This window comes from Nocardioides sp. GY 10113, assembly GCF_004919105.1.
In the GTDB taxonomy this organism is placed as follows: domain Bacteria; phylum Actinomycetota; class Actinomycetes; order Propionibacteriales; family Nocardioidaceae; genus Nocardioides.
Map to the genome: position 1 here is coordinate 69,239 of NZ_STGK01000001.1, position 14,670 is coordinate 83,908.

Below are 14,670 nucleotides of genomic sequence, written 5' to 3' on the forward strand. Positions count from 1 at the left end.
GATGTCGCCACACCAGTCCTCTCTGATTCCCGGCCATCGTAGGCCGCGCGAGCGGCCCGCGAGGTCAGCCTCGGCGAACCCGCGCCAGGACCATCCCGACGACGGCGGTGACCTCGGTCAGGCGGAGCGCTCGAGCGGTGCCGAGGAAGAATCCGCCGGCGCCGGCGCTGATCACGACCACCTCGACCGCGGCGAGCACCCAGCCGGGCTCGGCGACCAGTCGGTCGACGGTGTCGCCGACCACGATCCGCAGCAGCCAGGAGACCGCCGCCACGCCCGCGGCGCCGACCAGCAGTCGGCCGACCCAGCCCAGCCACCGGGCCGAGGTCGCCGGGGCCCCGCCGCGCCGCAGCGTGCGGACCAGCAGCGTCGCCGAGATCGCCGCGCCGACCGTGTAGGCGGCGGTGTAGGCCAGCACCAGGGCCGAGGTGGTCTGCGCGGGGTCGGTCAGGCCGACCAGGGTGATGGCCATCGCGATGTTCGTCGCGGCGATCACGCACTGCACCCAGAACACCAGGCGGTTGCGCTCCAGGGCGTAGAAGCCGCGCAGCACCAGGTAGTGCACGGTGAAGGCGGTGACGCCGGCGCCGAACAGCATCAGCGGCACCGCGAAGACGTCGTACGTCGCCGCCGCGCTGCCGTGGCCCCAGATCACCTGCGCCAGCGGCAGGGCGATCGCCGGTAGCAGCGCGGCGAAGGGCACGATCACGCTCAGCGCGGTGCGCAGCGTCTCGCCCAGGGTGGCGCCCAGGCGGGCGAGGTCGTGGGCCTCGGCGGAGGCCGAGATCCGGGGCAGGATCGCGGTGGCCAGGGAGACCGTGATGATCGAGTGCGGAACCATCGCGACCAGCATCGCGCCGGAGTACACGGTGACGCCGACACCGTCGGCGGCCTCGGCGGTGCCGCCGGAGCCGAGGCGCACGACGACCACGTAGGCGAGCTGGTTCACGATCACGAACAGGACCGTCCACAGCCCGAGGCGGAACGTGTTGCTCAGCCCGACGCCGCGGAAGTCGAACCGGGGGCGGTAGCGCACGCCGGCGCTGCGCAGGTACGGCAGCAGGATCAGGAACTGCGCGGCGATGCCGAGTGTCGATCCGATGCCGAGCAGCGCCTCCTGCTGACGGGTGAACGCGCCGGTGAACTCGGCCGGTGCGGGGCCGAACGCGACCAGGTAGACGACCAGCACGCCGACGGTGATCACGTTGTTGGCGATCGGCGCCCACATCATCGGCCCGAAGCGACCGCGGGCGTTCAGGATCTGCCCGACCAGCGCGAACATGCCGTAGAAGAAGACCTGGGGCAGGCAGTAGCGGGCGAAGTCGATCGCCGACTGCCGTTGCTCGGCCAACGCCGGCTCGTCCCACTTCGGGCTGAGCAGCACGTCCATCACCAGCGGAGCCGCGATGACGAGCACCACGGTCACCGCGCCCAGGAAGAGGACGGCCAGCGTCATGACCCGGTCGATGTAGCCGGCGCCGCGGTCCTCGTCGTTCTTCATCGCCCGCACGAGCTGGGGCACCAGCACCGCGTTGAAGACGCCGCCGGCCAGCAGGATGTAGAGCATGTTCGGCAGCGTGTTGGCGACCGTGAAGATCTCCGCGTGCAACGCGGTGCCCAGCGCGGCCGCCAGCAGCGTCGACCGGAAGAAGCCGCTGAACCGGGAGACGATGGTGCCCGCGGCCATCACCGCGCTGCTGCTGAGGATCGCGCGCTGGCCGTCCGACGGCCCGTCGTCCTCGCCGCCCGTCCGGTGCTCGGCCCGGCCGTCCGCCGGGTCCGCGCCGGCGCGCGCTGCGGGGTCCTCGCTCACGTCGTCCCCGATCCCCGGGAGGTCTGCTCGGTCGGGTCCGTCGCCTCGGTCGGCTGGTCGCTGGGCTGGTCGCCGGGCTGGTCGGTCGGCTGGTCGGTCGGCTGGTCCGCCCGGTGGATCCGGGCGGCGCGGGCCCGACGTACCCGCCGGAACAGGCGGATCGCGATCGCGGTGAACAGGATCGCGGCCCCGGCGCCGATGATCACCCAGATCACGACACTGACCTGACCCGAACGGACCGGGACCACGTCGAAGCTGCCGAGGCTGTTGCCCTTCAGGTCGGTCAGCTCGAGCCGGATGTTGTGCACGCCGGGGGTCGACGTGTGGGCCTCCAGCGAGACCGAGGTGCGGCTCTCCGCGCTCACCTCGATCGGCTGCGAGGTGTCCACGCGCGCGCCGGCGTCGGAGTCGGCGATGACCTGGACCGTGACCGGCACCTCCAGGTCGTTGTTGACCGTCACGGAGAAGCTGCCCGACGAGCTGGACAGCGTGACCCCCGGCGGGGCGCTGATCGTGATCGACTGCAGCTCCCCGACGAGCGTGGCGCGGGAGGAGGCGAGCCGTGAGGCGGCGCGCGGGTCGCCGCGCAGCTCGAACGACGTTCCGGTCAGGGCCTCGGCGCTCACCTCGCTGGCGATCTCGGACTCCTCGCCGAGCACGTTCTGCAAGGTGGCGCCGGCCCGCGTGAGCAGGCGGGCGAACCCGAAGACGGAACCCGGGTTCTCCTGGGTCGCCTGGTGGTTCGGATAGCGCAGGTCGTCGAGCGAGATCGGCTCGCGGTCGCCGGCGACGATGGCCCCGACCGTGGTGAGGTGCAGCCAGGAGACGTCCAGGCCGTTCCAGAACTGGGTGGCTCCGGCGGCGTCGATCACGGACGGCAGCACGACCACGAGGGGGTCGGGCTGCTCCGGGTCGGCGACGCTCTGGTCGCCCGCGGCCACCAGGCGCAGCGCGGCCTCGCTGAGGAGCCGCTGCCGCAGCGCGATCGGGGCGAGCCGACGGTTCGGGCCGGGCCCGCCGACGGCGGTCCCGGAGGAGGTGACCGCGACGGCCCGGTCGCCGATCTCGCCGGTGCCCGGGGCCCCGTCGGGGAAGGCGCCCGAGCCGAACATCCGGTCGCCCAGGAGCAGCACCGCGGCGTCGCTGACGTCGTTGATCGCCGCCGGACGCACGTACCCGCCCGGTCCGGCGACGGCCGGGCTGGTGGTGATCCGCCAGTCGGCGAGGACGCTGGCGGGATGGTTGCGCGCCCGGGTGTAGAGATCGGAGTCGGTGTCCGCGGCGCCGGAGATGTCGGGGTCGCCGTACGGGAGGCTGAGCACCTCCTGGGAGGCGAACGCGCCGCGGGCCTGCTCCAGCCACGGCTGCGCGCTGGCGACCGCCGGCGTGGCGCTCGCCTCGGGCTCGCCCTCGCCGCCCTCGCTCGTGGGGGCGCCGTCGGTCCCGTCGGTGGAGTCGGTGCCCTCGCCGTCGGTCGGCTCGGCCTCGGGGGTGGTCGTCAGCTGGCGCGTCGGGTTGCCCTCGGCCAGGGCGCGCGCCGCATCGGGGATCGCCGGGTCGACCAGCCAGGTCACCGGCCGGGGGCCGGCCTCGGCCCCGAACGCCAGCATGCCGCCGAGCTTGCCGTCGACCGACAGGAGGCGCTCCCACCGACGGATCCGGTTGAGGGACCCGTCCGCGGCGTGGGTGATCGGCGCGCGGAGCGGGGCGACGACCGCGGTGTCGACCGACGCGCTCGCCACGTACGCGGCGGGCAGGTAGGGAAGGAACGTCCGGGCACGGCCATCGGCGAAGTCGTCGCGTGGGGTGGTGGTGCTCTCTCCGGAGGCATGCACGCCGAACCAGTAGATGCCGGGCGTCGGCGCTGCCAGCTCGGCGCGGAGCACCCGCTGGGGAACACGGATCGTGAAGGTCGAGGTCTCGCCCGGGCCCAGTCGCGGGAGGGACTCCACGATGCTGAGGTCGGTGATCCGCTCGCCGACCGGATCCGCGGGATCGGAGGCGGCGGCGGCGGTGAGCTCCTCGGCGGACGTCATCGGGCCGGCGCAGGTGGCGTCGGACCGGCAGTCGTCGGTGTTGAGGTACGGGTAGAGGTTGACGTTCTGCCAGGCGACCAGGTCGCGGTTGGTGATCGTCCCGCTGACGCTGAGCGGCCCCTTCTCCGGCAGCACCCCGGGCGCGAGGGTGTCGATGGTGATCCGCAGCGGGTCGTCGTCGGCCGCTGCGGCCCGGGTCCGGGGAGCGCGGCGCTCGCCGGACCGGCTCGGCCCGGCGGCGCGTCCGGTGTTCGCTGCCCCGTCGGGCAGGTCGCCCGCGTGGACGCTGCCGGCGCCGCTGCCGTCGGGGGTCGGGCCGGCGTGCGCGATCGGCGCGGGACCGGCGAGCCCGGCCAGGCCCAGCAGCGTCCCGGCCAACGCTCCCGCGGCGGCGCGGGAGAGCGAAGGACCGGGGACCACGGGACGAGGGTAGTCGGGCGGGGTCCCGCGGTCGCCGAGGCCGGCCGAACCCGCACCATGGGGGTGACTCGGACGACACGCCCCGAGGGCGTCTCGGCGGGAAGCCGCTCGCGACGACGCTGTCTCGGCCGGGACGCCCTAGACTTCTCCCGCGTGAGCGACCGCACCGATCCTTCCCTCCCCGGCGGGGCCGCTGCCCCCCTCCGACTGGTGGACGTCCAGTCCGCCGTCGCAGCCGAGCTGGACCGGATCGGACCCGTCATCGACGAGCTCGGCGACCGGTTCGCGGCGGCTGGCCACGAGCTGGCCCTGGTGGGCGGCCCGGTGCGGGACGCGATGCTCGGCCGGCGCTCCAACGACCTCGACTTCACCACGTCGGCACGGCCGGACGTGACCGACAAGATCCTGCGGGCGTGGGGCAACGCCTGGTGGGACATGGGCCGTGACTTCGGCACCATCGGCTGCCGCAAGGGCGACTGGGTGGTCGAGGTGACGACGTACCGCTCCGAGGCCTACGACCCGGACAGCCGCAAGCCCGACGTCCAGTACGGCGACACGCTCGCCGGTGACCTCGGGCGCCGCGACTTCACGGTCAACGCCATGGCCGTCCGGCTCCCCGGGCGGGAGCTCGAGGACCCGTACGGCGGCCTGATGGACCTGGCGCACGGGGTGCTGCGCACCCCCGGCCGTCCGGAGGACTCCTTCTCCGACGACCCGCTGCGGATGATGCGGGCCGCCCGGTTCGCCGCCCAGCTCGGCTTCGCCCCGGCGCCGGAGGTGGTCGCGGCGATGACCGCGATGGCGGAGCGGATCGAGATCATCTCCGCCGAGCGGGTGCGCGACGAGCTGGTCAAGCTGGTCTGCGCGCCGCGACCGCGGTTGGGGCTGGAGCTGCTGGTCGAGACCGGCCTGGCCGCGCGGGTGCTGCCCGAGCTGCCGGCGCTCAAGCTCGAGCGCGACGAGCACCACCGGCACAAGGACGTCTACGAGCACACCCTGACGGTGCTGGAGCAGGCGATCGACCTGGAGTCGCGGCTGAGCGAGGACGGCGGCCCCGACTTCGTCTCGCGGTTCGCGGCGCTGATGCACGACGTCGGCAAGCCGAAGACCCGCCGGTTCATCGACGACGGCACGGTGACCTTCCACCACCACGACGCGGTCGGCGCCAAGCTGACCCGCAAGCGGATGAAGGCGCTGCGCTTCTCCAACGACGACATCGACGCGGTCAGCCAGCTGGTCGAGCAGCACCTGCGATTCCACGGCTACGGGACCGGTGAGTGGACGGACTCGGCGGTGCGCCGCTACGTCCGCGACGCCGGCGACCAGCTCGAGCGGCTGCACGTGCTCACCCGCGCCGACTGCACCACCCGCAACAAGCGGAAGGCCGACCGGCTGCGGCGTACCTATGACGACCTGGAGGCGCGGATCGCGCGGCTGGCGGAGGCCGAGGAGCTGGCCTCCATCCGGCCCGACCTCGACGGCAACCAGATCATGGAGATCCTGGGTGTCCCGCCGGGTCGGGTCGTCGGGGAGGCCTACGGCTTCCTCCTCGAGCAGCGCCTCGACAACGGGCCGATGAGCGAGGCCGAGGCGACCGCCGCGCTGCGCGCGTGGTGGGCCGAGCGCGGTTCCTGAGCGTCGGTCGCTGCCCGGAGCCTTTCCCGGGTTGTCCCCGCGTGGGCGCCTACCGGTGAGTATGTTCCGGGAAGACAGAGGCCTCCACGAGGCCTGACCCGCGCACGGAGGTGCCCCGCCATGCCCGACACGTACGAGAAGCTGCTCGAGGACTCGATCGAGATCGACGCCGCCCCCGAGGCGGTGTGGGCGCTGGTCACCGACCTGCCGCGGATGGCTCGCTGGAGCCCGCAGGTGGTCCGCTCGAAGGTGTGGGGCGGCGTGGTCCGCAGCGGGGCGAAGTTCACCAACCTCAACCGGCGCGGCTACCTGTTCTGGCCGACCAACGGCAAGGTCGTCCGCTACACGCCGCCGTCCGCCTCAGCCGTCGGGGAGCTCGGGTTCCGGATCAACGAGAACCGCACCGTGTGGTCGTTCACCCTCGAGCCCACCGCGACCGGCACCCGGGTGATCCAGCGCCGCGAGACGCCCGAGGGTATCTCCGGCCTCTCGATCGGGATGACCAAGGCAGCGCTGGGCGGCCAGGACGTCTTCACCGAGGAGCTGCGCGCCGGCATGCGGCAGACGCTGGAGCGGATCAAGGCCGACGCCGAGGGGTGAGGCACGCCCATGAATCCCTGGTCGACCGGGGATTCATGGGAAGCACGTGACAGAAGCGACGAAGGGCCGGCCCCCAACGGGGACCGGCCCTTCGGCTGTCTCAGGCGCGAACGCCGAGGATCAGACCTGCGTCACTCGCCGCGGATGAACGCCTCGAGCTGCGCGCGACCCTCGGTGTCCTCCATCTGCACCGGCGGGGACTTCATCAGGTACGCCGACGCCGGCAGGATCGGGCCGCCGTGGCCGCGGTCCTTGGCGATCTTCGCCGCGCGGACCGCGTCGATGATGATGCCGGCCGAGTTCGGGGAGTCCCAGACCTCGAGCTTGTACTCCAGGTTCAGCGGGACGTCGCCGAACGCGCGACCCTCGAGGCGCACGTAGGCCCACTTGCGGTCGTCGAGCCACGCCACGTAGTCCGAGGGACCGATGTGGACGTTCTTGTCGTCGATCTTGCCCGCCAGGGGACCGTTCAGGTTCGAGGTGACGGCCTGGGTCTTGGAGACCTTCTTCGACTCCAGGCGCTCGCGCTCGAGCATGTTCTTGAAGTCCATGTTGCCGCCGACGTTGAGCTGGTAGGTGCGGTCCAGCGTCACGCCGCGGTCCTCGAACAGCTTGGCCATCACGCGGTGGGTGATGGTCGCGCCGACCTGGGACTTGATGTCGTCGCCCACGATCGGGACACCGGCGGCCTCGAACTTCGCGGCCCACTCGGGGTCGGAGGCGATGAACACCGGGAGGGCGTTGACGAAGGCCACGCCGGCGTCGATCGCGCACTGGGCGTAGAACTTGTCGGCCTCCTCCGAGCCCACCGGGAGGTAGGAGACGAGGACGTCGACCTTGTTGTCCTTGAGGACCTGGACGACGTCGACCGGCTCGGCGGCGGACTCCTCGATGGTGGCGCGGTAGTACTTGCCGAGACCGTCGAGGGTCGGGCCGCGCTGGACCTCGACGCCCAGGGTGGGCACGTCGCAGATCTTGATCGTGTTGTTCTCGCTGGCGTTGATCGCCTCGGAGAGGTCCTTGCCGACCTTCTTGTCGTCGACGTCGAACGCGGCGACGAACTCGACGTCGCCGACGTGGTAGTCGCCGAACTGGACGTGCATCAGACCGGGGACCGTGCTCGCCGGGTCGGCGTCCCCGTAGTACTGCACACCCTGGATGAGGGACGTAGCGCAGTTGCCCACGCCCGCGATGGCTACTCGAACCGAACCCATTGGAAGTCCTTCCTTGGTATCTCGGACGCCGGAGGCGCCCGGTGCTGCGAGGGTCTCTCGCGGTGGATCTTGTGGTGTCGCTGTCAGTCGTTCCTCGCCGGCTCCGCTGCCGGAGAGGCTGGGGGGCGGATCGGCTCTGCCTGAGCCCCCCGTTCTGCGTTGATGAGGTCCGACAGCCAGCGAACCTCGCGTTCGACCGACTCCACGCCGTGGCGCTGCAGCTCCGCGGCGTACCGGTCGACCTCCTTCTGGGTCATCGCCAGATCGCGCTGCACCCGGTCCAACCGCTCCTGGAGCCGGGAGCGGCGCCCCTCCAGGACGCGGAGACGGATCTCCATGTCCGTGGAGGAGAAGAATCGGAAGCGGATGTCGAAGTTGTCGTCCTCCCAGGCGGTGGGACCCACCTCCGACATCAGGCGCTCGAACTCCGCGGTGCCCTTCTCCGTCACCTGGTAGACGATCCGCTGGCGACGCGACGCGGCAGCCGCCCCCGGGTCGGGGGTCACCTCCGCGATCAGGTTGCCCCGGAGCATCTTCTTCAGTGCCGGGTAGAGCGAGCCGTAGGAGAGCAACCGGCCCCACCCGAGCATCAGGTTGAGTCGCTTGCGGAGCTCGTAGCCGTGCATGGGGCCCTCGTGCAGCAGTCCGAGGACCGCGAGCTCGATGGTGTCTCCGCGCCGTGCCATGCGACCTATCGTACCGATACATCGCGGGAACGTGAACACCCGATGGATCGGAGGTGGAGGGCCGGCCACACCTCGGGCTCTCCACGTCGCTCCCGGACGAGCCGGTCGGATCCGGTCCCCGACCCGTCCGCGCCGCGCCGTCGTTCCTCCGCGAGGATGCGGCGCCGCTGCCGGCCGATAAGTACCCTGACTGCGGCGCGCGCCCGGTCCCCTCCGGCGTACGCCTGTCCAGACCCCGGCCGAATGAGCGAGGACGTGGCCCAAGGCAAGCGTAGTGCGAACGGTTCCGCGAAGCGGACCGCCGCCGGCAAGACGAAGCAGAAGACCCCCAAGACCTGGAAGACCCGGCTGCGCTCGGTGCTCCGGTGGGGGCTGGTCTGCTTCCTGGTGTTGTCCCTCATCGGAGTGGGCGTGTTCATCTACGCCTACCGGTCGATCGATATCCCCAACGCCAACGCCGAGTTCCTGACCGAGACCACCCACGTCTACTACGCCGACGGCGAGACGGACCTCGGCCAGTTCGCCATCCAGCGCCGCGACGCGATCGACTACGACGAGATGCCGCAGTCGATCAAGGACGCCGTCGTCGCCTCGGAGAACCGCACGTTCTGGACCGACAAGGGCATCGACCCGCGCGGCATCGTCCGCGCCGCGTTCAGCAACGCCAAGGGCGGTTCCACCCAGGGCGCCTCGACGATCACCCAGCAGTACGTCAAGATCCTCTACCTGACCCAGGACCGCACCTGGACGCGCAAGATCAAGGAAGCGTTCCTCTCGCTGAAGGTGCAGAACCAGCTGTCCAAGGAGGACGTGCTCGAGGGCTACCTCAACACGATCTACTTCGGGCGCGGCGCCTACGGCATCCAGGCGGCGTCCCAGGCCTACTTCGACAAGGACGCCGCCGACCTCTCGCTGCGCGAGTCGGCCTTCCTCGCCTCGGTGCTCAACAACCCGTACTACCTGGACCCCGCCAACGGCAAGGAGTCCCGCCAGGCCGTCCGCGCCCGGTACGAGTACACCCTCGGCGGCATGCTGGAGATGGAGACCATCAGCCAGCAGCAGTACGACCGCGCTGTCAAGCGGCTGCCGAAGTTCCCCAAGATCGCCAGCAACAGCCAGTACGGCGGCCAGAAGGGCCACGTGCTCTCGATGGTCCGCTCCGAGCTCCTCGAGCTCGGGTTCAGCGAGGACGAGATCAACGGCGGCGGCCTGCGGGTCACCACCACGTTCACGCCGCAGGCCATGAAGGCCGCCGAGCAGGGCGTCCTGGACGTCCGTCCGGAGGGCTTCTCCGACAAGGAGCTGCACGTCGGCGTCGCCTCCGTCGAGCCCGGCACCGGCGCCGTCCGCGGCCTGTACGGCGGGCAGGACTACCTGGACTCCCAGATCAACTGGGCCGTCGCCGGCGGCCAGGCGGGCTCCACCTTCAAGGCCTTCGCGGTGGCCGCCGGGATCAAGGCCGGCTTCTCGCTCAAGGACACCTTCGACGGCAACTCGCCCTACGAGCTCCCCGACGGCAAGTTCGTCGAGAACCAGGGCGACCACGACTACGGCAGGGTCAACCTGATCACGGCCACCGAGCGCTCCGCGAACACCGCCTTCATCGACATGACGCTCTCGATGGGCAGCCAGGGACCCGAGGAGATCGTCGAGATGGCGAACGCCATGGGCGTCCCGCCGATCGAGCCGGCGTCCGACCCCTACGGGTTCCCGACCTCCAGCCCGGGGCTGAACGCGAACACCGGCGTCTCGCTGGGATCGCAGACGGTGAGCCCGATCAACATGGCCAACGGCTACGCGACGATCGCCAACAAGGGCGTCGCCGCCGACGCGTACATCATCGACAAGGTCGTCGACCGCGACGGCGTGATCCGCTACCAGCACAAGGTCAGCACCCACCGGGCGATGTCCGAGGACATCGCCGCCGACGTCTCCTACGCGCTCCAGCAGGTCGTGGAGGGCAGCAACGGCACCGGGCGCCGCGCCCTTGCCCTCGGCCGCCCGGCCGGTGGCAAGACCGGCACGGCGACCGTCACCGGCGGTGACGTCTCCTCGGCCTGGTTCGCCGGCTTCACCCCGCAGATGTCGACCGCCGTGATGTACGTGCGCGGCGACGGCAACGACAAGCTCGACGGCTGGCTCCCGTCGTACTACGGCGGCGACTTCCCCACCGAGACCTGGGTCGCGGTGATGGCCGCCACCCTCGAGGGCGAGCCGATCGAGGACCTGCCCGAGCCGGTCTACGTCGACGGCGAGGCGCCGACCGACGGCCACGAGCCCGCACCGACGAGGACGCCCAAGCCCAAGCCGAGCCAGGCCGAGGAGCCGACGCAGGGCCCGAGCACCTCCAAGGCGCCGGAGCCGACCACCAGCGCGCCGCCGACGACGGAGGCGCCGGAGCCGTCCGACACCCCGACCCCGGAGGAGAGCACGGCGCCGACCGGCCCCGCGACGACGCAGCCGCCGGCGACGACGGCCCCCACCTCCTCGGCGCCGCCGACGGCGACGATCCCGCCGCCGCCGGGGCAGACCCGCGGGGCCGGGCGTGTGAACGGGGCCACCGCCACGCGGTAGGTGGCAGGATCCTGTCGTGACCACCGTGCACCCCAGTCGCGAGGATCCCGTCGTCCGGGCCGTCAGCGAGTCGATCGGCGGCCCGATGGGCGAGCACGGCACCCGGCACCCGTCGTGGACCCCGCTGCGGGTGCTGCTGCTGATGACGGCGGTGGTGTTCAGCATCGGCCTGCTCCAGAAGGCGCCGTGCTCGGTGGCGGAGGGGAAGGACCAGAACTGGACCTACTCCCACATGTGCTACTCCGACCTGCGCCCGCTCTACATCCCGCGGGGGCTCGCGGAGCGTGCCTGGCCGTACTCCGACGACGCCGAGGTGCGCAGCCGCTACGAGGTGATGGAGTACCCGGTCGGGATCTCCTACTGGGCCTGGGGAACCGCCTGGGTGACCCAGTGGCTGAACGGCTCGCCGGACGTCACCGAGCGGTACAGCCTGCCCGTCGACGACCTGTGGGGCCTGCCCGAGATGAGCCGCGAGGTGAACATCTTCGTGCTGGTCAACGCCGTCGGCTTCGGTGCGCTGGCGCTGCTCTCCACCTGGCTGCTCGCCCGCAGTCATCCCGGGCGGCCGTGGGACGCCGCCGCCTTCGCACTCTCCCCGGTGCTGGCGCTGACCGGCCTGATCAACTGGGACCTGATCGCCGTCGCCCTGGTCGCCGGCGCGCTCTGGGCCTGGTCACGCGATCGACCACTGCTGACCGGCGTGCTGATCGGGCTGGGCATCGCGGCCAAGCTGTACCCGCTGTTCCTGCTCGGCGCGGTGCTGGTGATCTGCCTGCGGCGCTGGCGCCTCGGCGCGCTGCTCACGACCGTCCTGGCGGCGGTGGTCAGCTGGGCGCTGGCCAACCTGCCGGCGTACCTGACCGGGCCGGAGCAGTGGAAGGTCTTCTGGAGCTTCAACGCCGACCGCGCCGCCGACCTGGGCTCCCTGTGGCTGGTCGCCGACCAGGCCGCCGACCTGGGACTCAGCGCGCACACCATCAACCTGTGGTCCTGGATCCTGTTCGGCTCCTGGTGCGTGCTGGTCTTCCTCGTCGGCATGTTCGCCCCCGAGACGCCCCGGCTGGCCCAGCTCGGCTACCTGATCGTGGTCGGCTTCCTGCTGGTCAACAAGGTGTACTCGCCGCAGTACGTGCTCTGGCTGCTGCCGCTCGCCGTGCTGGCGCGGCCCCGCTGGCGCGACCAGATCATCTGGCAGGCGTGCGAGGTCTTCTACTTCTGCAGCGTCTGGTGGTACCTCGGCGGCTACCTGGCCCCCGCCGGCGGCGGCGACGCCGGGTTCTACTGGCTCGGGATCGTGGTCCGCGCGATCGGCGAGCTCTACCTGGCAGCGGTCATCATCCGCGACATGTACCGGCCCGCCCACGACCCCGTGCGGGTGACGGCGCGCGCGTCGGAGACGGCCGGGGACGAGGTCGACGACGAGCCGATCCTGGTCTGAGGGGCCGGCCCGCCCGTGGTCAGTCGGTGAGGACGACCCGGTCGAACGCCGTCGCGGTGTAGCGCACCCGCACCTCGATCTCGTCGCCCACGGCGGGCACGTGCGCGCCGCCGGGCAGGAAGAGCATCGAGGCCTGCATGTGCGGCGGCTCGGCGAAGAGCCGCTGCTTGCCGTCGATCGAGTACGGCGAGCGCACGAGGCCGGCCGCGTCCAGCCCGCCGCGGGCGATGGTCGCCGCGCGCGCCTTGAGCGAGTGGTCGCCGGTCGGCGCCTCCAGCCCGATGCCGTGCGCGGTGCCACCGCTGACCACCAGCAGGTGACCGTCCTTCGGGGCGCTGCGTCCCCGGTAGCCGTAGTGCTCACCGCGGGCGATCTCGTGCACGTCCAGCACGGTGGCGCTCACCGTCAGGGCGTCGCGGTCGCCGAGCCACAGCGCGGTGCCGATCCGCGGCCGGATCGTGAAGTCGGCGTACTCGGTGCCGAGGCGGGCCAGCTCGGCGTCGGTGAGGTGGCTGACCCAGACCGTGGAGAGTGCCGGCAGGTCGGCGCCGACCGCGTCGGTGATCAGCTGGGTCACCTCGCCGTAGTGGCCGCCGGCGGCCAGCGGTAGGTGCAGCGCGAGGCCCTCGACCCGCGCGCCGGGGTGCTTGCGGAGCAGCTCGCCGGCCTCCCACAGCTCCCGCGCCGCCATCCCGTGGCGGCGCATGCTGGTCATCCGCTCCAGCACGATCCGGGCGGTCGGGTCGGCGTGGAGCAGGGCCTTGAGGTCGTCGAGGCGGCTGACGGTGTGGATCAGCCTCTTGCCGATGGCCGGGTCGGGCAGGGCCACCCAGGGGCGCCACGGGGTGAGCACCAGCAGGTCGCCGTGCCACCGGGTGGCGACGTCGGGCAGCTCCTCGTAGGTGCCGACCGCCAGCGCCGGCACGTCGTGGCCACGGTCGACCAGCCACTGGGCCTTGCGTGCCAGGCGCGCCAGCCCGAAGCCGTAGCCGTTGCCCTTGGCCACCGGCACCAGGCCGGGGTGGTCGTCGGCGACCCGTTCCAGGTGCGCCCGCCAGCGGGGCCCGTCGACGGTCAGGGTCAGGCTCATCTCAACCCCGCCGCTTCATGTAGAGGTCGAAGGCCTTGTACAGCGCCCGGCTGATCGGCAGGTCCCACTCGCCGGCGTACTGGACGGCCTCGCCGCCGGTGCCGACCTTGAACTGGATCAGGCCGACGTGGGAGTCGCCGGCGTCGAGGGTCTCGGTGATCCCGCGCAGGTCGTAGACGCTCGCGCCGCGCTCCAGCGCGTCGCGGATCATCGCCCACTGCACCGCGTTGGAGCCGCGCACCTCGCGCTTCTCGGTGGAGGAGGCGCCGTAGGAGTACCAGGCGTGCTCGCCGACCTGGATCGCGATCGTCGCCGCCACCAGGTCGCCGTCGTGGTGGGCCAGCCAGAGCCGGAACCGGCCCGGGTCCTCATCGGTCAGCGCGTCGTACATCGTCTCGAAGTACGACGCGGGGCGCGGGGTGAAGTGGTCGCGCTCGGCGGTGTGTCGGTACAGCTCGTGGAACGCCGCCAGGTCGCCCCGGGAGCCCAGGGTGACCTCGACGCCCTCCTTCGCCGCCTTCTTGATGTTGCGCCGCCACAGCTGGTTCATCCCCTTGAGGACCTCGTCCTCGGTGCGCGGCGTGCCCTCGGCGTCGACCAGCGGGACCTGGAAGACGAACTCGGGCTGTCCGGCCGCGAAGCCGCCCTCGACGCCCTGGTGGCGCCAGCCGAGCTCCGTCAGCTGCGCGAGCACCCGGGCGCCGCCGGCGCAGCGCTCGGTCGGCGGGATCTGGCGCAGCAGCCGCACGTCATCGTCGGCGATCCCCTCCTTGACCTGCGCCGCCGTCCAGCGGTTCACGATCACCGGCGGACCGATCCGGACGGCGAAGGCGCCCTGCTTCCTGAGGTGTGCGACGAGCGGGGCCAGCCAGGCGGCCAGGTCGTCGTCGTACCAGTCGATCGCCGGGCCCTCGGGCAGGTAGGCGAGCGTCCGGTTGAGCTTCGGCAGCCGCCGGTGCAGCACCAGCGCGGCACCGCACTGGGTCCCGTCGGCGGCGAACCAGCCGATCGACTCGCTGCGCCACTCGGGCTTCACGCGCGCCCAGCCGGGCGTCTGCAGGAAGCTCGCCGAGGCCAGGGTCGCCAGGTAGGCGGCGTGTTCCTCGGCGCTGATGCTGCGGAGGGTGATCGGGCGCGGGGTCAGTGGGCGCTCGGTCGGCATGG

Annotated in this window: 10 protein-coding genes; 4 read left to right on the top strand and 6 right to left on the bottom strand. The window is 71.8% G+C overall.

The features are described 5' to 3' along the window. Positions 1-64 precede the first annotated feature (64 nt). Positions 65-1,813, bottom strand: coding sequence for a murein biosynthesis integral membrane protein MurJ (gene murJ / locus E8D34_RS00300; RefSeq protein WP_240771000.1), 1,749 nt, complete (start codon positions 1,811-1,813; stop codon positions 65-67). After that, the gene (locus E8D34_RS00305; RefSeq protein ID WP_136592593.1) at positions 1,810-4,269 is read right to left on the bottom strand and encodes a DUF6049 family protein; all 2,460 of its coding nucleotides are present in this window, start codon (positions 4,267-4,269) and stop codon (positions 1,810-1,812) included. Before E8D34_RS00305 ends, murJ begins: the two co-directional genes overlap by 4 nt. A gap of 210 nt (positions 4,270-4,479) precedes the next feature. On the opposite strand from E8D34_RS00305, the gene E8D34_RS00310 reads away from it, so the two are divergent. Then, the gene (locus tag E8D34_RS00310) at positions 4,480-5,904 is read left to right on the top strand and encodes a CCA tRNA nucleotidyltransferase (RefSeq protein ID WP_240771043.1); all 1,425 of its coding nucleotides are present in this window, start codon (positions 4,480-4,482) and stop codon (positions 5,902-5,904) included. Between the two features lie 120 nt (positions 5,905-6,024). After that, a complete protein-coding gene (locus E8D34_RS00315) occupies positions 6,025-6,504 on the top strand; it encodes an SRPBCC family protein (RefSeq protein ID WP_136592595.1) in 480 nt (159 codons plus the stop codon). Positions 6,505-6,635: 131 nt separating this feature from the next. On the opposite strand, the gene E8D34_RS00320 is transcribed toward E8D34_RS00315, so the two are convergent. Both E8D34_RS00320 and E8D34_RS00325 read right to left on the bottom strand, forming a co-directional pair. Continuing rightward, a complete protein-coding gene (locus E8D34_RS00320; protein WP_136592596.1) occupies positions 6,636-7,718 on the bottom strand; it encodes an inositol-3-phosphate synthase in 1,083 nt (360 codons plus the stop codon). An 83-nt stretch (positions 7,719-7,801) separates the two neighbouring features. Next, positions 7,802-8,404 carry a PadR family transcriptional regulator gene (locus tag E8D34_RS00325; RefSeq protein ID WP_136592597.1) on the bottom strand — a complete coding sequence of 201 codons (603 nt, stop codon included), beginning with the start codon at positions 8,402-8,404 and terminating at the stop codon, positions 7,802-7,804. Between the two features lie 255 nt (positions 8,405-8,659). Between E8D34_RS00325 and E8D34_RS00330 the strand changes: the two genes are divergently transcribed. Further along, the gene (locus E8D34_RS00330; protein WP_240771001.1) at positions 8,660-10,978 is read left to right on the top strand and encodes a transglycosylase domain-containing protein; all 2,319 of its coding nucleotides are present in this window, start codon (positions 8,660-8,662) and stop codon (positions 10,976-10,978) included. Between the two features lie 16 nt (positions 10,979-10,994). After that, entirely contained in the window at positions 10,995-12,416 is a 1,422-nt protein-coding gene (locus tag E8D34_RS00335; RefSeq protein ID WP_240771002.1) for a glycosyltransferase 87 family protein, read from the top strand. Between the two features lie 19 nt (positions 12,417-12,435). On the opposite strand, the gene E8D34_RS00340 is transcribed toward E8D34_RS00335, so the two are convergent. Together E8D34_RS00340 and E8D34_RS00345 are read right to left on the bottom strand one after the other, a co-directional pair. Further along, entirely contained in the window at positions 12,436-13,506 is a 1,071-nt protein-coding gene (locus E8D34_RS00340) for an alanine racemase (RefSeq protein WP_136592599.1), read from the bottom strand. A 1-nt stretch (position 13,507) separates the two neighbouring features. After that, on the bottom strand, positions 13,508-14,668 hold the full coding sequence (locus tag E8D34_RS00345; RefSeq protein ID WP_136592600.1) for a peptidoglycan bridge formation glycyltransferase FemA/FemB family protein: 1,161 nt from the start codon (positions 14,666-14,668) through the stop codon (positions 13,508-13,510). Positions 14,669-14,670: the final 2 nt, after the last annotated feature.